Source organism: Archangium sp., assembly GCF_036389735.1.
Lineage (GTDB): Bacteria > Myxococcota > Myxococcia > Myxococcales > Myxococcaceae > Archangium.
Genome location: NZ_DASVWK010000995.1, coordinates 14,869 through 36,682 on the forward strand (window position 1 = coordinate 14,869; position 21,814 = coordinate 36,682).

A 21,814-nucleotide genomic window follows, 5' to 3' on the forward strand; every position below is an offset into this window, starting at 1 on the left:
CTCACGAGAGCTCCCGATGGAAATCCACGACAGCATTCTTTCCGCGATCGGCCACACGCCGCTGGTCAAACTCAACCGCCTGGTCGGCCCCAACGACGCGACCGTGCTGGTCAAGTGCGAGTTCATGAACCCGGGCGCGTCGATCAAGGACCGCATGGCCCTCTACATCATCGAGAAGGCCGAGAAGGAGGGGAAGCTCAAGCCTGGTGGCACCATCGTGGAGAACACGAGCGGCAACACGGGCATGGGCGTGGCGCTGGCGGCGGCGGTGAAGGGCTACAAGTGCATCTTCACCATGCCGGACAAGATGTCGCTGGAGAAGATCAACCGCCTCAAGGCGCTGGGCGCGCAGGTGGTGGTGACGCCGACGAACGTGCCGGCGGAGGATCCGCGCAGCTACTACGAGACGGCCAAGCGCATCCACCGGGAGACCCCGGGCGCGTTCATGCTCAACCAGTACCACAACCCGGACAACATCGAGGCGCACTACAAGCTGACGGGTCCGGAGATCTACGAGCAGACGGACGGGAAGATCGACTACTTCGTGTCGGGCCTGGGCACGGGCGGCACGATGAGCGGTGCGGGCAAGTTCCTGAAGGAGAAGATTCCGGGCCTGAAGAACGTGGGCGTGGACCCGGAGGGCTCGGTGTACGAGGGCTACTTCAAGACGGGCAAGCTGACCGAGCCGCACGTGTACAAGGTCGAGGGCATCGGCGAGGACATGCTGTGCGGTGCCATGAACTTCAAGGTGGTGGACGACATCCGGCAGGTGGATGACCGCCAGAGCTTCGTGGCGGCGCGGCGGCTGGCGCGCGAGGAGGGCATCTTCGCGGGTGGCTCGGCGGGCGCGGCGGTGCACGTGGCGGTGCAGCTGGCCAAGGAAGTGGGCAAGGGCAAGACGATCGTCGTCGTGCTGCCCGACACGGGCATGAGCTACATCAGCAAGTTCCACTCGGACGAGTGGATGCGCGACAACGGCTTCATGGAGGAGAAGGGCGCGGGCACGGTGCGCGACCTGCTCGGCGGCAAGCGCGAGGTGGTGACGGCGCGCAAGGGCCAGAAGGTGGACCAGGTGGTGGAGACGATGCGCCAGCTGGGCATCAGCCAGATGCCGGTGCTGAGCGAGGAGGGCCGTGCGGTGGGGATGATCCACGAGTACGACCTGCTCAACGCGCTGGTGGCGAGCAAGGTGAAGTTCGCGGACACCATCGACGCCATCGTGGCGCCGCTGCAGGGCGTGGTGTCGCCGGAGACGAGCCTCAACCGGCTGCGCGAGGTGTTCAACCAGGACAAGGTGGCGGTGGTGAAGGAGGGCGAGAAGGTCCTGGCCGTGGTGACGAAGATCGACCTGATCGAGCACATGCACCGCACCGCGGCGTAGCTCCACCCAACCCCCTCCCCTCTCCCACCGGGCGAGGGACGGGGTGAGGGTATCGAGGGCCTCGGGTTCCCCGGAACCTGGGGCCCTTCGTTTTTGGCGGGGACAAGGTGAGACGCATGGATGACGTGGACGTGAACGACCCGGCCGTGAAGGAGGCCGTGCAGAAGGCCTGCGTGGACGTGGGCCTGCCCCTCGTCTACCGGTCGCTGATCAGCCAGATGCTGCGGACCCCTTCCTCGGAGTGGCCGGCCTGCTGCGGCGAGGGCTGCTACCCGTGCCAGGAGACGCTGGCGGACGCGGTGCACTACACCCTGAAGTTGCTCGGCCGGCCGCTCCCGAGCTAGCTCGTCCGGGGTGGAGCGGACCAACCACCGGTTGGGATATGCTCCGCGCACGCACCCACGGTGCACCCCTGACCATGCCTCACTCGCGCCTCCGTTCGCTGCCCGCGCTCCTCGCGGCCCTCACCCTTCTGTCCTGCGCCGGTCCGCGCATCGAGTCGCAGACCCTCCAGCCGCCGCCTCCCGCGGCCAACGGTGGGCGCCCGGTGTCGGATCCGCCTCCCTCGCGCATCATCATCCACGCCACCATCTTCCGGGAGGCCCTCACCAAGAAGATGGCCGAGAGCCTCCCTCGCACGGGCGAGGGCGATGCCCAGCTCTTCGCCGGCCAGACGATCCACTACACCTGGCAGCGCGAGCCGGTGTCGCTCAAGTTCGATCGCGGTCGCGTCGTGGTGGGGGTCAAGGTCAACGGTCGCTTCAACATGATGGGCGCGCGCGAGATGCCCATCGCCATCACCATCGCCGGCGAGCCCGTCATGACGGCGGACTTCAAGGCGCTGCTCCAGTCCACCGAGGTGCAGGTGGTGGCCTCCGGCCCGGTGGATGCCGTCAACCGCGGCATCGAGGCCAAGCTGCACGAGCTCATCACCCAGACGCTCGACACGTTCCGCTTCGACGTGCGCCCGCTGGTGGCCAGCGCCTTCGCCCGCCTCGCCCGCCCCATCGAGATTCCCGTGGGCGGCGGCCAGTTCGCCTGCGCCGAGCTGAAGATCACCAACCTGGAGGCCGCTCCCACCGTGCTCGCCGACGGCATGGAGAAGGCCCTCGGCATCGTCGTGATGCCCTCGGTGACGCTGCCCTGCACCCCCGTCGCCAGCCTCACCGCCAGCGCCCAGACCACCGACGGTGGCACCCCGCCCGTCTCCGATGCAGGCCCCCAGGTGGCCAGCGCCGATGCTGGCGTCCCCGCCTCCGACGCCTCCCACTTCGCCAGCTACACCCCCGGCCCCATGGGCGTCGCTCCAGGCGCGGATGGCGGCTCCTCGGGCTCCGACGCCGGCACGCAGGTCGCCACCGAGAGCGGGACAGCCGTGGCGATGCCCTTGCTCCAAAACGTCTCCACCCTGCCCTCCGGCCCCTTCAAGGTGCTCATCCCCGTGGCGGCCCGTTACGAGGAGCTCTCCAAGGCGCTCGAGGCCTCCATGAACGGACGCCTCTTCTTCTCCGAGTGCAACCCGGAGCTCTACATGGAGAACCCCCAGGTCTACCCGTCGGATGACACGGTGGTCATCAAGATGAACCTGGGGGGCAAGGCCAAGGTGGGCGACTACTCCATCCCCGTGGGCGGCGAACTCTTCTTCGCCGGCCACCCCCATGTGCTGGACAACCAGCTCTCCGTCCCCGACCTGGAGATCACCCCCGGGACGGCCAGCGAGCTGGTGAAGCTCAAGTTCGCCCTGGACTACCGCTCCATCCGCGAGCAGGCCCGGCAGGCACTCCGGGTGGATGTCTCCGAGCGGCTCGCGGCGGTGAAGGACAAGATGTCCACCGAGCTGTCCTTCTCCGAGGACCTGGGCTGCGTGCGCGGCCAGGTGCTGCGCTCCGAGGTGAAGGGCGTCTACCCCCACCCGTCCTTCCTCCGCATCTACGTGGAGGTGGACGCCCAGGTGGGCCTCTACCTGCCTTGCAAGAAGTAGCGTCCGCGAGGAAACACGAAGGGCCTCCGCTCCAGGGTACGAGCGTGAGGCCCTCGTCATTGGGGGTAGCCTCTCACGCGGGCAGGGCAGCGCGAGGGGACGACCCATGAAGTCAGTAGCCCTGACAAAGTTGCTGGTCCTTCTGACTGTTGTGGCAGTGGCCAGCCCCGGATGCGCCCACATCCAACCGCCAGAGCGCAAGGTCTATGTCATTTCCACCAACGTCAGCGGAATTGACTTCAGCGATGCACGCGCAATTGGCGGCGCTGGCGCCGACGCCTACTGCAACGAGTTACAGAAGCAGTGTTTCACGACATGCTGGAGACGAAAGCCCGAGCATTCAACCATCCCCAAGCACTCCGAAAAGCACCACAAGCACTGCACGGAGAAGTGCCTCAAGGTGTTCATGGATTGTGTCAAGGAGCAGGAGGAGAAAGCCTGGTGCCAACATGGCCTACATTCCAGACTTCGATTTGGATGACATCGTCGGGATCCTGACGTCCGTCAGCGAGAGTCGTATGGAGGGCTCGAAAGCGAAGGATGCAATCGAACTGGCCCAGTTCGCGCTGCTCTACACCCGCCACATCCGGAAACAGGACGACTTCATCCGGTACTACAAGGAGTTTTTCGACCCCTCGTTCAAGATCAAGATCGCTCAAGAGTTCGCGACGCGCGAAGAGGCGAACGCATGGCTTGCCAGCGGAAAGGCCAACGAGGCCGAGCATGTCAAAATCGCCGGCAAGGGTTTCCTGGTCGCTCGAGTGCCCGGAAGGCTGACATTGATTGACTGCCCCCTTCCGGAAGAGTTGGAAACGGACTCCGAGGAGTAACGCAAAGGGCCTCCGCTCCGGTGCTCTGGAGCAGGAGGCCCTCGTTGCTTCAGCGGATGACGCTCAAGCCACTTCGAGCGCCTGCTTCAGGTCGTCCACCAGGTCCTGCGCGTCCTCGATGCCCACCGACAGGCGGATGAAACCGTCGGTGATGCCCAGTTGCTCGCGCGTCTCCTTGGGCACGGACGCGTGGGTCATGATGGCCGGGTGCTCGATGAGGGACTCGACGCCACCGAGCGACTCGGCGCAGGCGAAGATCTTCACCGTCTTGAGGAACTTGCGCGCCGACTCCAGGCCGCCCTTGATGTCGAACGTCACCATGCCGCCGAAGCCCTTCATCTGCTTGCGGGCCAGCGCGTGCTGCGGGTGGCTCTCCAGGCCCGGGTAGGTGGCCTTCACCACCTTGGGGTGTGAGGCGAGGAACTGGGCCACCTTCATCGCGTTCTGCGCGTGGCGCTCCATGCGCACGCCGAGCGTCTTCACGCCGCGCAGCACCAGGAAGCTGTCCATGGGGCCCGGCACGCCGCCCACCGCGTTCTGGAGGAAGTACATCTTCTGCGCCAGCTCGTCCTTGCTCGTGCAGGCGAAGCCGCCCACCACGTCGCTGTGGCCGTTGATGTACTTGGTGGTGGAGTGCGTCACCACGTCGAAGCCCAGCTCCAGCGGGCGCTGGAAGTACGGGCTCATGAAGGTGTTGTCACACACCGAGAGGATGCCCCGCTTCTTCGCCGTCTCCGCGATGCGCGGCAGGTCGATGAGCTTGAGCATCGGGTTGGTGGGCGACTCCACCCACACCATCTTCGTCTTCGGGGTGATGGCCTTCTCGAAGCTGTCCGGGTTGGACAGGTCCACGAAGGAGAAGTTCAGCCCGTGGCGCTTGAAGACCTTGTCGAAGATGCGGAAGGTGCCGCCGTACACGTCATCGGACACGACGACGTGGTCCCCGGCCTCCAGCAGGTGCATCAGCATGTCCGTCGCGGCCAGACCCGAGGCGAACGCGAGGCCGTACTTCGCGCCCTCGAGGGCCGCCAGGCAGTCCTGGAGCGCGTTGCGGGTGGGGTTCTGCGTCCGGCTGTACTCGTAGCCCTTGTGCTCACCAGGGCCCGCCTGGACGTAGGTCGAGGTCATGTAGACCGGCGTCATGATGGCGCCGGTGGTCGGATCCGGCTCCTGGCCGGCATGGATGGCGAGGGTGTCGAAGCGCATGGCGGGGGCGTATCACACCCGCTGGATGCCGGGAATGCTTGCCGGGCGCCGGGGACTCGGGGAAGAGGGGTCGGAGGTTGTACGCAAGAGGACAGGGCGGCCATGACGACAGCGGACCAGGGCTCGGGGACGGCGGGAGGGATGTTCGAGAACCGGCTGCGCAAGAACGCGCGGCACTTCCGCAAGTGGGCCAAGGCCCGCGGGCTGACCGCCTTCCGCGTCTATGACCGGGACGTCCCCGAGTACTCCTACGCGGTGGACCTCTACGGGGACCGGGCACACGTGGTGGAGTACCCGCGCCGACGGGCGGTGAAGGCCGGCGGCCTGGAGGAGCAGCGGGCCGAGGTGCTGGCGGCGGTGACGGCGGTGCTGGAGGTGCCCCCGGAGCATGTCCATGTGAAGACGCACCTGCCCCAGCCGTGGGGCCGCTCGCAATACGGCCGGGTAGGCCAGGGCACCGAGCGCCTCGTGGTGGAGGAGCAGGGGCTGAAGTTCTGGGTGAACCTCGGCGACTACCTGGACACCGGCCTCTTCATGGACCACCGGCTGACGCGTGCCCGGGTGCGTGAGGAGGCCAGGGGCAGGAGCTTCCTCAACCTCTTCTGCTACACGGGCGCCTTCACCGTGTACGCCGCCGCGGGCGGGGCCTCGCGCACCCAGAGCGTGGACCTGTCCAACACCTATCTCGACTGGGCCGAGGAGAACCTCGCCCTCAACGGGTTGTCGGATCCGCGCCACACCCTGCTGCGCGCGGATGCCCTCGCCTGGGTGCTGGCCCAGAGCAAGGCGCCCGAGGAGCTCTTCGACCTCATCGTGTGCGATCCGCCCTCCTTCTCCACCTCGAAGAAGATGCAGGGCTCCTTCAACGTGCAGAGGGATCATGTGCGGATGCTGGAGGCCCTCCGGGAGCTGCTCAACCCCGGCGGCGTCCTCTACTTCTCCACCAACTTCCTGGGCTTCGAGCTGAAGGACTCCGCCGTGCGCGACTACGAGGGGGTGGAGGAGCTCACGCCCGACTCCATCCCCGAGGACTTCCGGCGCAAGGAGATCCACCGCTGCTGGCGCCTGGTGGCTCCTCGCGACGGACGCCGCTGAGCCGCTAGATGCGGCAGTACCCGTCGACGCAGAGTTCGCCGGAGGGGCAGTCGCAGCTCACGGTGCACGCCTTGTTGCTGCTCGGCGTGTCCGACGGCATGCAGTAGCCCACCTTGCACACGGAGCCGCTGGGGCACCCCGTGCTCGAGGTGCAGGGCGGGCGGCACGCGCCGTCCACGCAGTCATTGCCGGCGGAGCACTGCGAGGCGGTGGTGCAGGTGGGGGTGGAGGGCGGACGCGGGCGGCACAGGCCACTCGAGCACAGCTCCGTGGAGGCGCACTGGCTGTCGGAGTCGCAGCCACGGACGCAGGCGCTGTTGATGCAGTAGTTGCCCGTGCCGCAGTCGGAGTTGCGCGAGCAGCTGCTCGGGGTGCCCGCATCGGCCGGCGGCGGGGGAGGAGGAGGCGGCGTGCCCGCGTCCGAGGGAGGCGGCTGCGGGCAGGTGGTGCCACCGTCCGCCGGAGGAGGCGGCGGCCTCGTGCCACCATCCGACGGCTTCGTGCCACCGTCCGAGGTGTTCGACTTCACGCGGCAGTAAGAGCCATCGCAGTAGGACCCGGAGCCGCAGTCCGCGTCGCGCGAGCAGCGCTTGTTGCACAGCCCGTTGACGCAGGTGCTGCCGGAGCCACAGTCCCGGGAGGTGCTGCAGGACGTCGCGTCCACGGGAATGTCCTGACACGCCCCGCGCATGCAGTGCTGGTTGAAGTGACAGTCGGACGCCTCGACACACGAGTGGTACTCGTCCTCGCACCAGTCACCATGACCCTCGGTGCTGATGATGCATCCGGAGACGAGGCCCACGACGAGCGCGAGCAGGGAGGGCAACAACGCGGATCCGCGGGGGAGAACATTCGACATGAGGCACTCCGTGGGGCCGCCGGCCACTGACCCCGAGGTTCGGAGAGCTTGCTCTCCAGTGCCCTCGGAATTGATCAAAGAATTTCTCGGCCTCCCCAGGAATCGGGCGCCGCGACTGCTTCTAGACGTCCGGTGATTCCGCTTTGTTGTTCACCGGGAAGTCCTTCTGATCATTTCGTAACGTGCTCGCTCCTGCCTTGAGCGCCGGCCTGAAAGAGGGAGGCCTCCGCGTCCCGTGGTAGACCGGGGCCATGCTTTCCGCCCTCTCCGTCCTCGCCCTGCTGCTCGCCGCGGATGGGACACCGGCCCCGAAGGAGTCCCCGGTCGAGGTCACCGCGCTCGCGGTGGACGTGGACTTCCTCTGCCCCACCCGGACCACCCAGAGCCTCATCCTCCTCCCCAAGTCCCACGGCCAGCTCGACGTGCCCGCGAGCTGTCCCCAGGCCGGCGCCGACTGGCGCTTGAGCGTCGACTGCACTCCCAAGCGCTGCTCGGGCTACATCCGCGCCACCGAGGGCGCCATCGCCCTCGTCCAGGGCTCGCGCCAGCAGCTCACCGTGAAGCCCATCGCCGAGCAGCACCCGCCCACCCTGGACCTCATCCTCCTGCGCATCACCGGCGAGCACACCCTCCAGTTGGAGACGCCGGTGGAGCACCAGCCCCCGGTGCAGCTCCTCCTCCAGCTCCCCGCCGTCACCGGGCTCTACACCCTCTCGCCCTCGCAGCGGGCCTCGGTGGACTTCGAGAGCCAGGGCAAGCGCGTGACGTTCCAGGCCCTCGTCTCCCGGACCGATGACACGCACGTCCGCCTCCAGCTCTGGAACGCCAGGAACGAGCCGCTCCTCGATGAGACGCTCAAGCTGGATGAGACCCGTGAACTCGACTGCAAGCGTCTGGAAGGATTCTGCGCGGGCTCGGTGAAGCTCTGGGTGCGCGAGTACCAGCGCGTCCTCTAAGTGTGCCCGTCCTCATCGGTGAACTCGGCGTCCACCTCGTCCCCTGGCCGGCGCTCGATTCGCGGCCGTGAGGGACGTTGGGTGAAGGGCCCGTCCCGAGGAGGTGCTCCGAACGGGCCTCCCATGTTCATCGTGGTGACACGCAGCGTGCCCGCCGCGACCTTCCGCTCCAGCCTCCGGCGCACCACCGCGGCCACCAGCTTGCGCGTCGGCGGGAACAGCAGGAAGAGGCCCAGGACGTCGGTGATGACTCCCGGCGAGACCAGCAGGGCCCCGCCCACGAGGACGAGCACCCCGCCCACGAGGCCCTCCTCGGGCATTCGGCCTTGCGCGAGCGACTCCTGCCAGCGGCGGAGGACACGCAGGCCCTCCTTCTTGGCCAGGAAGGCACCCACCAGGCCCGTGACGAGCACCATGCCCACCGTGGGCCAGAAGCCGACCTCCCGGCCGATGACCAGCAGGAGGTACAGCTCGATGAACGGGAGGACCGTGAACGCGAGGAAGAGGTACTTGAACACCTGCCCAACCTAACGCCCGGCGCCCGCCAGTGCCTGGAGGAAGTCGTGGATTCGCGCGGCATTGGCTCCCAGGTCACCCCTCCCCACCCGCGACTTCGAGCGCATGTCCACCCGCGCTCCCCCACCCGGCTCCGGCCGCACCCGCACCACGAAGTCGTCCCGGAAGCGGAAGAGGCGGCTCTCCACCACGCCCTCCAAGGTGCTCTCCTGGGGGTCCACTCGCGTCACCGTCCACCCCGGGCGGCCCTTCGCTTGCGCCACGGCCCGCTCGAACACTGCTTCGGGGGGCTCGGCCAGCTTCAGCGACTTCAGGTCCGGGTAGAAGTGCTGAACCACCGGCTTGAAATCCTCGGGGTAGCGCAGGTCCCTCCCCGCGTTCTCCGGGAGCGTCTGGGCGTGGGTGAAGGCCGGCACGTCCTGGAGGTCCGTGCTGATGTCGTTGATGGGGGGCTTGCCACCACCCGCGAAGGCCGGCGTCAGCACCACGCCCAACGCCAGCAGTCCCAGCGCCAGCGCCGCGAGCCCGGGCTTCACCCCACCTCGGACCGCGGTGATGATCCCCGCCACCATGGCCACGAGACCCACCAGCGCTCCGCTGGCGAAGAGGTACATGCCCGTCAGCCCGGGGACGAGCCCGAGGAAGGCCAGCAGCGGCCCGACGACCAGCAACAGCACCGCGGCGAGCGCGATGCGCAACGACCAGAAGCGAAGCATGTCCACCCTCTTCAGCCGCCCAGTTGGCTGCCCATCCAGTTCACCAGCAGGTACAGCAGGACGAAGACGCCGATGACGCCGAAGAAGAACTTCGACGTCGGCTGGAAGCCCTGGCTCTCGGTGGCGGTGCTGATGGGCATGGCCCCGGCCAGCCCCAGCATCTCCCCCGCGTAGCGCGCGGTGCGCTCGTACTGCTCCGCCACCGCGCTCCCATCCAGCGCCGAGAGCGCTCTGCCAAGCTGGGGATCGAAGAGGCGGACCTCTGCCTCCTTGGCCAGCTCGCCCACTTGGACGACCACCTCGCGCACGAGGTCCGTCCGGTCCGACAAGGGCACGCGCACTTCGGTGGCCACCCACTGGCCTCCTTCGCGCAGCGGGTGGACCTCTACCCGGCCACTCTCGAGATGCCAGACATGCCCACCGCCTGGCTGTGCTTTCGCCCCCCGAGCTTCCAGGAGGGCCTCCACCCGAGCGCTGTCGAACGGCGTCCCGGGGACCATGGATTGAAGGAGCAGATCGTATCTCACGCGGGTTGGGAGTATACGCCGCAGCCGCCATGCCCAAGCCAATGTCAGGAAATCGTCCCGAGCGCCGCCCCGGTCCCCCCCAGGGCCGCGGCAAGCGTCCCCCGCAGCGCCCGGAGAAGCTCGCCCCGGACCGGACCACCCCGGACATCGGCCCGGATGGGCTGCCCCAGGTGCAGCTCATCCGCCGGGGTGTCGACCGCTGGCAGGCCGGCCACCCGTGGATCTACCGCGCCGACCTCAACGGCGACCCCGCCCTGGAGGGCGGCGAGGTGGTGCGCGTCATGGACGCCCGGGGCTGGTTCCTCGGCAAGGCCTTCTACTCGAAGCAGTCGAAAATCTCCCTGCGCTGGCTGTCCTACGAGGACGTGGCGGTGGACGTGGACTTCTTCCGCCAGCGGCTGGCCCTGGCGGACGCGATGCGTCAGCGCGCCCTGCCCGGAGAAACCACCTACCGCATGGTGCACGGCGAGGCGGACCTGCTGCCCGGCCTCGTGGTGGACCGCTACGGCGACTGCCTCAGTGTGCAGTTCCTCATCCCCGGCACCGAGCAGCGCAAGCAGCTCTTCCTGGACCTGATGGTGGAGCTGTTCAAGCCACGCGCCATCGTCAACCGCTCGGACGTGGGCGTGCGCGCGCTGGAGGGCCTGCCGCAGGAGAAGGGCGTGCTGTACGGCTCGCTCCCCGGGCCCATCTCCTATGACGAGGGCATGGTGCGCGTGCGCGCGGACCTGCTGGAGGGCCAGAAGACGGGCGCCTTCCTCGACCAGCGGGAGAACCACATCGTGGCGTCGCAGTATGCCTTCGGCGAGGCGCTGGACTGCTTCTCGTACGTGGGCGGCTTCGCGCTCCAGCTCGCCACGCGGGCCAAGAGCGTCACGGCGGTGGAGATCTCCGAGTCGGCCGCGGCGCAGCTGCGCGACAACGCGGCGGCCAACAAGCTGCCCAACGTGGAAGTCGTCGTCGCCAACGCCTTCGACTTCCTGCGCGACGCGGTGGATGAGGGCCGGCGCTTCGACACCATCGTGTTGGACCCGCCCTCGTTCGCGAAGAACAAGGACGCCATCGAGGGCGCCCTGCGCGGGTACAAGGAGATCAACCTGCGCGCCATGCAGCTTTTGCGGCCGGGCGGCTACCTCATCTCCGCGAGCTGCACGTACCACATCGACGAGCAGGGCTTCGAGGACATGCTGGCCTCGGCGGCGGCGGACGCGAAGCGGCGGGTGCAGATCATCGAGAAGCGTGGCGCGGGCAAGGACCACCCGGTGCTGCTGAGTCTGCGCGAGACGCGCTACCTGAAGTGCTTCGTGCTCCGCGTACTGTGATGCGCCACCCCGACTGGGACGACGACAGCGACGAGGCCCCCTCGGACCCGGGGGGGCGCGAGGAAGCACGCGCCCTCCAGGAACTGCGCGCCATCTACCGTCAGGCGGATGCCGCGTACGCGCCCTTCTCGTGCCCGGCGAGCGGGGAGTGCTGCCAGCTCTCGAAGACGAAGCGGCAGCCCTGGCTGTGGTACCCCGAGTGGCTGCTGCTCGCGCGCAACCACCCCCTGCCGCCTCCGCGCGAGGACGGCGGCTGTCCCTACCTGGACGCGGCGGGGAAGCGCTGCACGGTGTACGCGGAGCGCCCCTTCGGCTGCCGCACCTTCTTCTGCGAGCGCATCCGTGGCCCGGCCCGTCAGCCCGGGGAGACGGTGAACGCCCTGCTGGTGCGACTGGAGCGCGTCTCGCAGCGCCTCCTGCCCTCGTTGAAGGGCCCCCGCCCCATCCTCGAATGGCACGCGGAGGCCTCTGAGCCGTGAGCCGCTGGCTCGTCGCTCCCCAGGAGTTCAAAGGCACCCTCACGGCCGCCGAGGCCGCCACGGCCCTGGCCGAGGGGTTGCGCCAGGGCGCCCCAGGAGTGGAACTGGACGTGGCGCCGCTCGCAGATGGCGGGCCGGGCACGGTGGACGCGCTGCTCGCGGGCGTGGGCGGCGAACGGGTGATGCGCACCGTGCGGGGGCCCCTCGGCACGTCCGTGCGAGCCACCTACGGACTGCTGGACTCGGGACGCACGGTGGTCATCGAGATGGCCGCTGCCTCCGGGCTGTCCCTGCTCGCTCCGGGCGAACGCGACCCACGACGCAGCTCCACCTCAGGCACGGGCGAGCTGATGCGCGCGGCGCTGGACGCTGGCTGCGAGCGGCTCATCCTCGGGCTTGGCGGCAGCGCCACCAATGACGGCGGGACAGGGGCACTCGCGGCGCTCGGGTTCCGGTTCCTCGATGAGCACGGTGCCCCCCTTCCTCCGGGTGGAGCCGCACTGCGACGGCTCGCGCGGGTGGACACGCGTGGACGGCACCCTCGCCTGGCCGAGGTGGAACTGCTGGTGGCCACGGATGTCACCGCGCCCCTGCTGGGCCCGGATGGGGCCTCGCGCCTCTTCGGACCTCAGAAGGGAGCCGATGCTGCGACCGTGGCCGAGCTGGAGTCCGCCCTGGCCCGCTTCGCCGAGGTCGTCGCTCCCGGGCTCGCCCAGGCACCCGGCGCGGGCGCGGCTGGCGGCTTCGGCTACGGGCTCGCGGCCCTGGCTGGGGGAAGGCTCGTCTCCGGGTACGGGATGGTGGCCCGGACGCTCCGGTTACCCGAGCGACTCGCCGCCGCGGACGTCGTGCTCACGGGCGAGGGCCGCTTCGATCGGCAGACGGCGCTCGGCAAGGGACCCGGCGCACTGGCCCGGGAGGCACGTGCCCTGGGCAAGCGAGCGGTGATGTTCGCTGGAGTCGTCGCGCCCGACGTGGGCACGGGCCCCTCGCTCTTCGACGAGGTGGTGGAGGTCTCCGCGCTGGCTCCCCCCGGCGCCTCCCACATCGACGCCTTGCGACATGCTGGTGCATCCTGGGCCTCACGGCAGCGGTAGGAAAGGATCCACCATGAAGCCCCTCGTACGCCTCGGATTGCTGGCGGTGTGCCTCCTCGCACTCGTGTCCACCAGCTGTAGCAGCGGAGCCGGAGGGGCCGTCGCCTGGGGGCTCGCCATGGCCGCCGTCTCGCGCTCCCAGGGCGGCTGCTACGCCTCCTGTGTCCCCGGGACGGTGTGCAACAAGAAGACGGGCTACTGTGACGCACTCCCCTGCCGCGGGGAGTGCCTTCCCCATGAGCAGTGCGTGGAGGAGGGACTCAGCAGCCGCTGCACGTCCGGCAAGGTGATCGTGAACCCTCCGTGAACCCCCTGCCGGGGCTCACGGCGTGTAGTTCACCCGGCGCTCCACCCAGGACAGGCCGCCGCGCCCGTCGCGCACCACCACCCAGAAGCGCACCTCCTGGGCCTGCGCGTCGCTCGGAGGGCTCCACTCCACCCGGTGCCGCTCCACCCCACCGCCGAGGTCCGCTCCGCCCGTCTCGTTGGGTGACATGCGCCCCAGCGTCGTGTGCCACGCCAGCTCCCACGCCTCCTGGAGCTGCACCGGCTTCAGCTCGAAGGAGGGCACCACGAACGACTCCTGCACCGCGGACAGGTCCGGCACGTCCAGCACGAAGGGCCCCGGGCCGGACAGCTCGCGCGGCACGCCCTCCTCCCACGGCTCGCCCTCCAACAGCACGCCCGGCAGTGCCGGCTGCACGTTGGGCTTCATCTCCGGAAAGAAGCGGCAGCCGTACACCATCAGCTTCTGCGCATACACCTGCTCGCCGCCGCCGCGCACCCACAGCACCAGCGGCATGCGCACGCCGCCGAGTCCCCGGTACGTGTCCTCATCCAGCACCTTCTGCGCGAGGAACGTCCCGTCCGGCAGCCGCGCCGCGCCCGGTCCCGGGAACAGGTTGATGACCAGCTCGCCGGCCGTCGTGATGCCGCGGGCCAGCTCCACCCGGTTCTCCGTGCAGGTCTCGTCATTCGGCGAGCCACAGGCCCACAGCGTGTAGTCGAGCTCGCGGCCGTCACCGGCCGGGTCCGGGATGAGCGCGGTGAGGCGCACGGGGCGCACGAGCGCGTCGGCGAGCCCTGCGGGATCGGTGGAGCACGTCTCGGCGAACACCTCGGGAGGATCCATCCGCATGCCGAGCACGCGCAGATCCTTCACGTTCGACGGGGTGTCCTCGGAGCCCACGCAGGCGGCGCACAGCAAAAGACTCAGGACGGCGGAGAGGTGGCGCATGACTAGAAGCTCCCCTTGACGCCGATGACCGGGAGGATCGGGATGCCGGGCACCTCGTAGACCTCGCGGTAGCGGTAGTCGTTGAAGGTCGCCTCCACGTTGGAGGCGTTGTAGACGTTCTGCACATCGACGTAGGCCGACAGCGTCCAGCGCTGGAAGAGCCAGCTCTTCTCCAGCCGCAGATCCAACTGGTGGAAGGGCTGGAAGCGGACCGAGTTGGCCTCCCCGTAGGTGCCCTGGAAGCTGTTGCGGTCCACGCCGTAGACGTCGAAGGTGTGCTGGAGCGGCGTGGTGGGCCGGCCGGTGACGTAGCGCATGCGCGCGCCCAGCTCGAAGCCCGCCGGCAGCCGGTAGCTGGCCACCGCCGTGAGGATGTGCGTCTGGTCCCAGGTGGTCAGCCGGTAGTCATTGCCACCCGCGCGCCGCTGCTCGGAGCGATTGAAGGTGTAGGCCAGCCAGCCGAAGAAGTCGCGCGTCACCGCGTGCCGCAGCATCACCTCCATGCCGTACGCGCGCCCCAGGCCCCGGTTGGAGTACTGGTAGCGGGTGAGGGTGCCGTCGTCGTTGCGCACCGTGTCGCCCGGGGAGACGACGAGGTCATAGCGCCGGTTGTAGTAGCCGGTGACGTCCACGTTGATGGCATCGGTGAGCTGCTGCTCCACGCCCAGGCTGCCCTGGAAGGCGCGCTCGTGGGTGAGGGCCGGGTTGCCCAGCGGCGCCGGCTCCAGGTTGAACGTCTGGGGCGGCTGGCTGTACATGCCCATGCTGCCCTTGAAGGACGTCTTCTCCGAGGGCTGGACGCGGACCCACAGGCGCGGGTCCGCGACGACGCGCTCCTGTCCATAGATGCGGGCATACGAGGCGCGCACACCGGGCGTCAGCGTCACCGGCCCGACCTTGAGGTCCACCTCGGTGTAGAGCGCGCCATCGAAGGAGTTGGCCACCCGCTTGATGTCCTGGAGCTCCGCCTTGGGCTCGGCACCGGGGAAGGCCGGGTACTGGATGCCGCCGAGGAAAGGAATCCGGCCCTCGCCCACCGTGTGCTCGAAGCGCACGTCCGCGCCCGCCCGGGTGGTGAGCCACGGCAGCAGCTCCAGCGAGAAGTCCTGGCGCGCCCCGAGCGACCAGATGTTCGCGTCGAGCCTCGTCTCGCCGAAGCCGAAGCTGGCCAGGTCAAAGCCCGCGTACGGGGTGAACACGGAGGTGAAGCCCCCGTTGCGGTACGTCCAGTCACCCTTGACGCGGTGGAAGAGCGTGCGCGCGTCCACGGTGATGTCGCGGTTGCGCCCGCCGCCCGAGGCCACCACGTTCAGCAGGTCGTCCGAGCCGAAGGCCATCACGTACCCGCTGCTGCGCGCGCCCGGACCCGACTCGCCCCGCTTCGCCCCGAAGTCCACGCGCACCTGGTAGTCCCAGTAGCGAGGCAGGACGAGCAGCGTGCCCCCCTCGGGGTCCTCGGGCAGCACCAGCGGCAGGAGCACGTCCACGTACGAGCGACGCGCGGCACCAGCCACGGAGATGCCCTCGGTCACGGGCGCCTCGAGGAAGAAGCCCGAATCCAGCAGGTCCACCTTCACCGAGCCGTGCAGCGTGTCACTGGCGCCCTTGCGCGTGGCCACGTCCACCGCGCCCCCCACCGCGCGGCCGTAGCGCGAGCCGAAGCCACCCGGGAAGAAGTCCACGCGGTCGATGAACTCGGCGTTGAGCACCGAGGGCCCACCGCCCAGGTGGTAGAGGAGGGGCACCGGTACGCCGTCGAAGAAGGTGAGCGTCTGGTCCGGCGCCGCGCCGCGCACGATGAGCTGGCCGGAGATGAAGGGCGCGCGCGCCACACCGGGCAGGTTCTGGAGCACGCGGATGGGGTCACCAAAGGTGCCCGGTACCTTCTGGAGCTCCGAGCGCTCCAGGGTGCGGCGCACCACCTCCTTCTTCTCGCGCGCGCCGCGCACCACCGTCTCGTAGCCCGGGGCCTTGGGCAGCAGGTAGAAGATGACCTCCGTCGTCTCGTTGGGAGCGAGCTGCTCCTTCGTCGTGAAGAGGTGGAAGTCGTTGGCCACCACGCGCACCTCACAGGTGCCGGGCGTCACCTTCAGGGTGAAGCGTCCGTCCGCATCCGAGAGCGCCTCGGGGGCCTCCGCCTCATCCCCACAGCGAACCGTGGCCCCGCTCACACGCGAGCGGCTGCCGCGCGCCAGGAGCTGCCCCGTGAGGGTCGCCTGCGGCGGGGGCGGAGGCGGAGCGGACTCCTCCACCTTCGGCGCCTGGAGGACGAAGTTGTAGACGTACTGGATTTGGATGGGGGCCGGTGCGCCGTCGACCTCGGCCGGGGTGAACTGGAACTGCCGCACCGCCGCGAGCGCCGCCTCGTCGAAGCCTTCACCGACGGGCGTCGTCACCTGCGCGTCGGACACCTGGCCCTTCTCGTCGATGGTGATGAGCATCTCCACCGCGGCCGTCTTGCCGGCCTGGGCGGCCTCGGTCGGGTAGACGGCCTCCACGAAGTGGACGAGCTCGGGTGCCTTTGTCAGCACCGGGGTATGGACACCCGCGTCCACCTCCTCCCGGCGTGCACCGTCGTAGGCCTGGGCCCACGCGGGCAGCGCGGAAAGGGAGAGGACGGCGAGCAGCAACCAGAGGACGGAGCGGGTGGGGGCCACGGTAGGGGGCATTTAAGGGGGTCCTTGCGGCCGTACAACCAGGAATTCTATCCGCCTTCGTGTCGGATGCCTTCACCCGCGGTGACTCGGGCCCTCACAGGAAGACTCCACCAGGGGGACGCCAGAGAAGGAAACCACGGTCGAGCAGCCACGCGTCGGTCGTGACGCCCTCGACACGAGAGGCCAGCCCTAGCACGGAATGGCGGAAGGCATCCGGGGGCGCCTCGTGCCCCGCCTCGCGCGCCTCCCGCCACGCCGCCGTCCAGTCCGCGAAGAAGGCATGGATGGGCTCTCCGGGCTTCACCCGGCGGCGGAAGTCCCGGGGCATCCAGTCGCGAAAGAGGACGGGCGCGAAGCCCCGGCTGAAGTCGGTGTGGAACAGCAGGGCCTCGCGCGAGAGCCCCTCGGGGCCACGCCGGAGCAGGTGCGTCACCAGCACGGCGCCGGGCGTGTCCGTGCTGCCCTCGACGAGCAACCCCCCGTCGAGCAGGGCCTGCCCGAGCTGGCGGTGGATGGCGGGCACCTCCTCGGGGCGGTACCCCCGCAGCAGGTTCATGGCGCGGATGAGGCGGACGGTCTCCCCGGGCCGCGAGGACAGGTCGAATCCGCCCTGCCGGAAGTCGGTGAGCGCATCGGCATGGGCCTGGGCGGACTCCACCCGCTGCGCCTCCAGTTCCACCCCCACCACCGGGAGCCTCGGGTTGAGCTCGCGGAAGGCCCCGGCGCTGTCGAGCGTGGTCCACGGGTGCTCGCCAAAGCCCAAGTCCACGAAGGCGGCCCGGGCCCACGCTCCGTCCTCTCGGGCCAGCAGTTCGCGCTCGTGGTGGACGAGGTACACGTCGAGCGCCTGGAGGCGCCCATGAGCCGTTCTTCCGCGCGTCTTCCTGTCCAGGGAGGTCATGGCCGAGGCCCGGGACTATAGGCCACGGTTCAGGCAACCTGGGCCACCGGGTCCGCTTCCCGCGTGAAGGACGGCTTGCCGAAGATGGCCGTCTCCTCGTGCTCCATGTCGAGGAGCACCGCGTTGGTCAGGGCCTTGATGATCTGCCCGAGCCGGCGCGAGGCCTGCACCGAGTCGATGCGCGTGTTGAAGGACGCGAGCAGCCCGCGCTGGTGCACGTGGTCGTGCTGGAACTCGGCGAGGTGCTCGGCCGCGGGGGCATGGCCCTCGCGCGACAGCGCCTCCAGGATCCGCTCCTCGTCCTCCATGTGGCGCAGGAGTGCATCGGCGAGCTGATGGGCGCTGTCGCGGAGGACCTGCTCCCCGGAAGCATCCCCCTCCGCCACCTTCTGCGCCACGTCTCCGAGGTCCACCAGCAGCGCGCGGAGCATGTGGTGCTGCGCGAGGATCCCGTTCTTGAGTTCTTCCACCTTCATGGGCGCTCTCCGAGGCCTGGGGCCTGCTTCGACCTCGGAGCACTGCAAGGGGTGGGCCGCGTTGCTCGCTGTCGAGCGACCCCTCGGGCACGAAGATTTTGCGCCCCCCACCCCCTTGCTGCTCACATCTTGCGCCCGGTCGAGGGGGGGGAGGCTCGGAACTGGTACAGGGCCGCGGGTTTGGAGGCCGTTCGTCGTACTCCCGGTGCCTTCTCCAGCACCCCGTCCTCGATGAGCCGCGTCACCCTGCGGCGGAAGTTCCCCGGATCCTGCGCCTCCCCCTTCACCGCCGAGAACACCGCCCGCAGCTCCGGAATCGTGAAGGTCTCCGGTACCAGGGAGAAGGCCAGCGCGGACGTGTCCACCTTCTCCCGCATCCGCCCCAGTGCCACGCGCAGGATGTCCTCGTGATCGAAGGCCAGCGCGCCCTCGCGCCGCTCCGCCACCGGCTTCCAGCACGTCTCCGCCGCGTCTCCGCCCGCGCGCACCCGCTGGGCCAGGTCCGAGCGCACCAGCGCGTAGTACGCCACCGAGATGACCCGCATACGGGGGTCCCTCCCCGGACGACCGAACGTGGCGAACTGCTCCAGCAGCACGTCCTCCGCCCCGAGCCCCGTCTCCTCCTCCAGTTCCCGCGCCGCCGCCGCGTCCAGGTCCTCCCCCTGCTCCTCCACACCGTCCTCCACCCGCAGGAAGCCTCCGGGCAGCGCCAGCTTCCCCTCGAAGGGAGGCTCGCCCCGGCGCACCAGCAGCACGTTCAACGCGCCCTCCAGCAGCGTCAGGATGACCAGGTCCACCGCCACCGCCGGGCGCGCATACGCCGCCAGCGTCTTGCGCGCCCGCAGGACCCCAGGGGCCCTCACACCTCGATCGGGTCGGTGGTCCGTACCACCTTCATCCCCGCCTCCCGGAACGTCCGCATCGCCTCGTTGGCCACGCGCGGAAAGTCCAGCCCCGGCGGCAACGGATCCAACGGCGGCGCCGGCACCGGGCTCATCGCGTCCTCCAGGATGTGGATGCGCCCCATCTTCGAGCGGTCCGTCGCCTCGATGTGCTGCTTCAGGTCCATCAGCGTCGACAGCACGCAGTGCGACTTCGCCTGCCCGAACACGTACACCCGGTCGAAGCTCAGCAGGTGGTCGAACAGGTCCGTGTTGAACTCACCCACCTTCCGGCCCCCCACCTCCGTCACCTCGGGCGACAGCACCGAGTAGTTCTCCGTCAACGGCTCCTCGCCCTTCACCTCGAAGCGCGTCTGCGTGTCCCGCGCCAGCGAGTGGAACAGGCTCGCCTCCATCACCGCCGGCAGCAGCGCGTGGCTCAGCCCTCCGAGCAGCGCGTGGTACGGCCACACCGTCAGCACGTACTTGCCCGTCGCCTCCAGCCGCTCGCAGTACGCCAGGCTCTCCTCGGGGTGGCGCGTGGCCCGCCACTTCCCCGCTCGGATCTCCGCCGAGGTGATGGGCGTCAGCGGCGCCGGCGGCCGGCCCTCCGCGTCCTGCCACCACGCCGGGTGGAACACCTGGAAGACGCGGTGCGTGTCCAGCGAGAACACCAGCCCGGTGAGCCGGTCCAGGTGCGCGTACAGCCAGCGCAGCGTGCGCTGCGTGTCCTCCACCGCGCCCGGGACGAAGAGGCTCGCCTCCGGCTGGCAGAAGGCCACCTGCACGTCGATGCCAAACGCCGCGATGCGCACGCGGTCCTCGCGCGCCGGCTTCACCCCGTGCGCCACCGCGTAGCGCCGGGCCGACTCGGTCACTTGCGCGGCGCGCTCCAGGTACAGCGCGCCCACGCGCTTCTCTTCATGGAACTCGGGAACGGGCAAGGTCATGGCGTCCTCCAGGAGACTTCAAGAATGTTGCGCGCGGCCCTGGGGGAAGTGCTGCTGGCGCAGCTCCTCCACCAGCTTCTGCGTGGTCGGCGTGTAGGCGACCCGCGGCTCCTCCGCCCCGACCGGGGGGATGGCCGCGGCCTCCGGCGTGGCCCCCGAGAGCAGCTCGTAACCCTCGGGCACCGGCTCGCCCTCCTGACCGATGAGCCCGATGGGGCCCGAGCCGCTCCGGCGCCGGAACACCACCGGCACGCCCGGGATGCTCTGCTTGCCCTCGGCCAGCTCGTTGCCGAACTTCATCGTCGGCACGTGGCCCGTCTTCGCCAGCTTGTACACCGCCGCCACCCGGTCCCGCGTGTAGGGGTTCGCCATGGTGCGCGCCACGATGAAGCCCCCATAGCCGTAGAACTGCTTCGAGGGCTCCCAGCCGTACTGGCTGCGCAGCTCCTCGAACTCGCGCGTGGCCTGCGCGTCCAGCCCGTCCTCCAGGATGAGCACCGGCTTGATGCCCTCCTCCTTCGCCCGCGACACCGCCTGCGTGTACTGCTTCTTCTTGTCCCCCGAGTCGAACCGGATGGAGTCCCCCGCGTTGGGCTCCTCGTGGATGAGGCGGAAGGCCGTCGGCAGGCCCGAGGTGAGCGTGTCGTAGGTGTCCAGCAGGTAGCTCGAGCGCTCCGGCCGCCGCTCGCGGATGGCCCGGAAGGCCGCCTCGTCCGAGCCGTAGCGCTGCACGTGCTCGTGCCCCATGGTGCCCACCGGAATCATCCCCAGCTTCTGCGCCAGGAGCACGTGGCTGGTGCGCATCACCCCGGCCTCCTTGCAGGCCCGCAGGGCGATTTCATGCTGCTCCAGACACGTGGCCGCGCGCAGCCCCACCTCGAAGATGCGGCTCGGATCCTTCACCGCCTCCACCAGCTCGCGCACCACCGCCACCACCCGCGCGTGGTAACCCTCGGTGTCCACCCTCATGGGGACCGGCTTCACCCCCACCGCGTCCAGCGTCTCCAGGGCGATGCGCTTCTCCTCCTCGCACGACACCACCGCGAGCGCCTTGGCCAGGGCCTCCCGGTCCGCCAGCGCCTGCGTGGCCACCTGGATGCGGAAGTTGAGCTGGAGCAGCAACGGCTCCAGCCACGACACCAGCGCCGAGGGCCCCGTCAGCGTGAACACCGGCTCGCGCGGGTAGAAGCGCGCGCCCTTCGGCAGCGCCCGGATGACGAGCCTGTCCTGGCGCTGGATGGCCGCCTTGAAGCCCGCCCCCATCTCGTAGCCATTGCGCGCCAGGTAGACGTAGTCGCTCTCGGTGGGAGTTGGGAGCAGGGCGCGCACGTAGGACTCGAGGTCCAGCGGCACCACCTGCTGCCCCCCCTTGCGGTGCGAGTAGTAGAACGTCTCCCGGCGGAGCGGCCAGCCAGCCTCCGCCATGCTGAACTTGTAGCCGTCCGTCGCGAGCAGCGAGATCCCCATGGTCTGCCTCCCGGGACAACTCTACCGGGTGGGGAAAGAGTCAGCAACACTCTTTCTCCCCCAGGGCTCGGGAATGGGCGCGAAGGGTGGTTGAATCGGCCGCGCGATGCCCGACTCCCGCCGCCGATTGCTGCTCGCGCTCGCCCTCAGCCTCGGCGCGCATGCCCTGTTGTGGCTGTGGGTGGAGACGCGGCGCGCCTCGTCCGAGGCCCAGCGGACGCCCCCGAGGCCCGTGACGGCGACGCTCCAGTTCGTCGAGGTGGAGGTGGCGCCCCCGCCC

The 21,814-nt window shown here is 69.3% G+C and carries 22 protein-coding genes; 10 read left to right on the plus strand and 12 right to left on the minus strand.

Annotated elements, in window-relative coordinates; genetic code table 11:
• Positions 1-16: 16 nt before the first annotated feature.
• The 4 genes from VF794_RS35530 (at position 17) to VF794_RS35545 (ending at position 4,192) form a co-directional block, all read left to right on the plus strand.
• A complete protein-coding gene (locus tag VF794_RS35530; RefSeq protein ID WP_331117561.1) occupies positions 17-1,381 on the plus strand; it encodes a pyridoxal-phosphate dependent enzyme in 1,365 nt (454 codons plus the stop codon).
• A gap of 116 nt (positions 1,382-1,497) precedes the next feature.
• A complete protein-coding gene (locus VF794_RS35535; protein WP_331117562.1) occupies positions 1,498-1,725 on the plus strand; it encodes a hypothetical protein in 228 nt (75 codons plus the stop codon).
• Positions 1,726-1,799: 74 nt separating this feature from the next.
• Entirely contained in the window at positions 1,800-3,362 is a 1,563-nt protein-coding gene (locus VF794_RS35540; RefSeq protein ID WP_331117563.1) for a DUF4403 family protein, read from the plus strand.
• Between the two features lie 449 nt (positions 3,363-3,811).
• Complete coding sequence (locus VF794_RS35545; protein ID WP_331117564.1) at positions 3,812-4,192, plus strand: hypothetical protein; 381 nt, start codon at positions 3,812-3,814, stop codon at positions 4,190-4,192.
• 63 nt (positions 4,193-4,255) lie between these two features.
• Here the strand turns inward: VF794_RS35545 and VF794_RS35550 are convergent, their stop codons facing one another.
• A complete protein-coding gene (locus tag VF794_RS35550) occupies positions 4,256-5,398 on the minus strand; it encodes a cystathionine gamma-synthase (protein ID WP_331117565.1) in 1,143 nt (380 codons plus the stop codon).
• Between the two features lie 102 nt (positions 5,399-5,500).
• Between VF794_RS35550 and VF794_RS35555 the strand changes: the two genes are divergently transcribed.
• Positions 5,501-6,493, plus strand: coding sequence for a class I SAM-dependent methyltransferase (locus VF794_RS35555; RefSeq protein WP_331117566.1), 993 nt, complete (start codon positions 5,501-5,503; stop codon positions 6,491-6,493).
• A 4-nt stretch (positions 6,494-6,497) separates the two neighbouring features.
• Here the strand turns inward: VF794_RS35555 and VF794_RS35560 are convergent, their stop codons facing one another.
• Entirely contained in the window at positions 6,498-7,352 is an 855-nt protein-coding gene (locus VF794_RS35560) for a DUF7107 domain-containing protein (protein ID WP_331117567.1), read from the minus strand.
• Positions 7,353-7,603: 251 nt separating this feature from the next.
• Here VF794_RS35560 and VF794_RS35565 point away from each other — a divergent pair, with 251 nt between their 5' ends.
• Positions 7,604-8,308: a hypothetical protein gene (locus tag VF794_RS35565; RefSeq protein WP_331117568.1), complete on the plus strand. Its 705-nt coding sequence runs from the start codon at positions 7,604-7,606 to the stop codon at positions 8,306-8,308.
• Here the strand turns inward: VF794_RS35565 and VF794_RS35570 are convergent.
• The 3 genes from VF794_RS35570 to VF794_RS35580 are packed head-to-tail and all read right to left on the minus strand — an operon-like array spanning position 8,305 to position 9,893.
• Positions 8,305-8,826, minus strand: coding sequence for an FxsA family protein (locus VF794_RS35570; protein ID WP_331117569.1), 522 nt, complete (start codon positions 8,824-8,826; stop codon positions 8,305-8,307). The two genes, VF794_RS35565 and VF794_RS35570, sit on opposite strands and share 4 nt — an antisense overlap.
• Positions 8,827-8,835: 9 nt before the next feature.
• A complete protein-coding gene (locus VF794_RS35575; RefSeq protein ID WP_331117570.1) occupies positions 8,836-9,540 on the minus strand; it encodes a DUF1499 domain-containing protein in 705 nt (234 codons plus the stop codon).
• An 11-nt stretch (positions 9,541-9,551) separates the two neighbouring features.
• Entirely contained in the window at positions 9,552-9,893 is a 342-nt protein-coding gene (locus VF794_RS35580; RefSeq protein WP_331117571.1) for a hypothetical protein, read from the minus strand.
• 203 nt (positions 9,894-10,096) lie between these two features.
• Between VF794_RS35580 and VF794_RS35585 the strand changes: the two genes are divergently transcribed.
• The 4 genes from VF794_RS35585 to VF794_RS35600 are packed head-to-tail and all read left to right on the plus strand — an operon-like array spanning position 10,097 to position 13,272.
• Complete coding sequence (locus VF794_RS35585; protein WP_331117572.1) at positions 10,097-11,389, plus strand: class I SAM-dependent rRNA methyltransferase; 1,293 nt, start codon at positions 10,097-10,099, stop codon at positions 11,387-11,389.
• Complete coding sequence (locus VF794_RS35590) at positions 11,389-11,868, plus strand: YkgJ family cysteine cluster protein (protein WP_331117573.1); 480 nt, start codon at positions 11,389-11,391, stop codon at positions 11,866-11,868. The genes VF794_RS35585 and VF794_RS35590 overlap by 1 nt, the downstream gene beginning before the upstream one ends.
• A complete protein-coding gene (locus tag VF794_RS35595; RefSeq protein ID WP_331117574.1) occupies positions 11,865-12,965 on the plus strand; it encodes a glycerate kinase in 1,101 nt (366 codons plus the stop codon). Before VF794_RS35590 ends, VF794_RS35595 begins: the two co-directional genes overlap by 4 nt.
• Positions 12,966-12,978: 13 nt before the next feature.
• The gene (locus tag VF794_RS35600; protein ID WP_331117575.1) at positions 12,979-13,272 is read left to right on the plus strand and encodes a hypothetical protein; all 294 of its coding nucleotides are present in this window, start codon (positions 12,979-12,981) and stop codon (positions 13,270-13,272) included.
• Between the two features lie 15 nt (positions 13,273-13,287).
• On the opposite strand, the gene VF794_RS35605 is transcribed toward VF794_RS35600, so the two are convergent.
• From VF794_RS35605 to VF794_RS35635, 7 genes are all read right to left on the minus strand, one after another.
• Positions 13,288-14,202 carry a hypothetical protein gene (locus VF794_RS35605; protein ID WP_331117576.1) on the minus strand — a complete coding sequence of 305 codons (915 nt, stop codon included), beginning with the start codon at positions 14,200-14,202 and terminating at the stop codon, positions 13,288-13,290.
• 2 nt (positions 14,203-14,204) lie between these two features.
• Positions 14,205-16,871 carry a TonB family protein gene (locus VF794_RS35610; RefSeq protein WP_331117577.1) on the minus strand — a complete coding sequence of 889 codons (2,667 nt, stop codon included), beginning with the start codon at positions 16,869-16,871 and terminating at the stop codon, positions 14,205-14,207.
• A gap of 82 nt (positions 16,872-16,953) precedes the next feature.
• Positions 16,954-17,760 carry a methylase gene (locus VF794_RS35615; protein WP_331117578.1) on the minus strand — a complete coding sequence of 269 codons (807 nt, stop codon included), beginning with the start codon at positions 17,758-17,760 and terminating at the stop codon, positions 16,954-16,956.
• Between the two features lie 29 nt (positions 17,761-17,789).
• On the minus strand, positions 17,790-18,236 hold the full coding sequence (locus VF794_RS35620; RefSeq protein ID WP_331117579.1) for a hemerythrin domain-containing protein: 447 nt from the start codon (positions 18,234-18,236) through the stop codon (positions 17,790-17,792).
• Positions 18,237-18,358: 122 nt separating this feature from the next.
• Positions 18,359-19,099 (minus strand): NUDIX hydrolase, encoded by a 741-nt coding sequence (locus VF794_RS35625; protein WP_331117580.1) that lies wholly within the window; start codon positions 19,097-19,099, stop codon positions 18,359-18,361.
• Entirely contained in the window at positions 19,096-20,067 is a 972-nt protein-coding gene (locus tag VF794_RS35630) for a nicotinamidase (RefSeq protein WP_331117581.1), read from the minus strand. Before VF794_RS35630 ends, VF794_RS35625 begins: the two co-directional genes overlap by 4 nt.
• 18 nt (positions 20,068-20,085) lie before the next feature.
• On the minus strand, positions 20,086-21,534 hold the full coding sequence (locus VF794_RS35635) for a nicotinate phosphoribosyltransferase (protein WP_331117582.1): 1,449 nt from the start codon (positions 21,532-21,534) through the stop codon (positions 20,086-20,088).
• Between the last annotated feature and the right edge of the window lie 280 nt (positions 21,535-21,814).

Bases quoted from the DNA above. Each gene is read 5' to 3' on its own strand.
- VF794_RS35530 (WP_331117561.1), top strand. From the start codon at position 17: ATGGAAATCCACGACAGCATTCTTTCCGCGATCGGCCACACGCCGCTG.
- VF794_RS35535 (WP_331117562.1), top strand. From the start codon at position 1,498: ATGGATGACGTGGACGTGAACGACCCGGCCGTGAAGGAGGCCGTGCAG.
- VF794_RS35540 (WP_331117563.1), top strand. From the start codon at position 1,800: ATGCCTCACTCGCGCCTCCGTTCGCTGCCCGCGCTCCTCGCGGCCCTC.
- VF794_RS35545 (WP_331117564.1), top strand. From the start codon at position 3,812: ATGGCCTACATTCCAGACTTCGATTTGGATGACATCGTCGGGATCCTG.
- VF794_RS35550 (WP_331117565.1), bottom strand. From the start codon at position 5,398: ATGCGCTTCGACACCCTCGCCATCCATGCCGGCCAGGAGCCGGATCCG.
- VF794_RS35555 (WP_331117566.1), top strand. From the start codon at position 5,501: ATGACGACAGCGGACCAGGGCTCGGGGACGGCGGGAGGGATGTTCGAG.
- VF794_RS35560 (WP_331117567.1), bottom strand. From the start codon at position 7,352: ATGTCGAATGTTCTCCCCCGCGGATCCGCGTTGTTGCCCTCCCTGCTC.
- VF794_RS35565 (WP_331117568.1), top strand. From the start codon at position 7,604: ATGCTTTCCGCCCTCTCCGTCCTCGCCCTGCTGCTCGCCGCGGATGGG.
- VF794_RS35575 (WP_331117570.1), bottom strand. From the start codon at position 9,540: ATGCTTCGCTTCTGGTCGTTGCGCATCGCGCTCGCCGCGGTGCTGTTG.
- VF794_RS35585 (WP_331117572.1), top strand. From the start codon at position 10,097: ATGCCCAAGCCAATGTCAGGAAATCGTCCCGAGCGCCGCCCCGGTCCC.
- VF794_RS35590 (WP_331117573.1), top strand. From the start codon at position 11,389: ATGCGCCACCCCGACTGGGACGACGACAGCGACGAGGCCCCCTCGGAC.
- VF794_RS35600 (WP_331117575.1), top strand. From the start codon at position 12,979: ATGAAGCCCCTCGTACGCCTCGGATTGCTGGCGGTGTGCCTCCTCGCA.
- VF794_RS35605 (WP_331117576.1), bottom strand. From the start codon at position 14,202: ATGCGCCACCTCTCCGCCGTCCTGAGTCTTTTGCTGTGCGCCGCCTGC.
- VF794_RS35610 (WP_331117577.1), bottom strand. From the start codon at position 16,871: ATGCCCCCTACCGTGGCCCCCACCCGCTCCGTCCTCTGGTTGCTGCTC.
- VF794_RS35615 (WP_331117578.1), bottom strand. From the start codon at position 17,760: ATGACCTCCCTGGACAGGAAGACGCGCGGAAGAACGGCTCATGGGCGC.
- VF794_RS35620 (WP_331117579.1), bottom strand. From the start codon at position 18,236: ATGAAGGTGGAAGAACTCAAGAACGGGATCCTCGCGCAGCACCACATG.
- VF794_RS35630 (WP_331117581.1), bottom strand. From the start codon at position 20,067: ATGACCTTGCCCGTTCCCGAGTTCCATGAAGAGAAGCGCGTGGGCGCG.
- VF794_RS35635 (WP_331117582.1), bottom strand. From the start codon at position 21,534: ATGGGGATCTCGCTGCTCGCGACGGACGGCTACAAGTTCAGCATGGCG.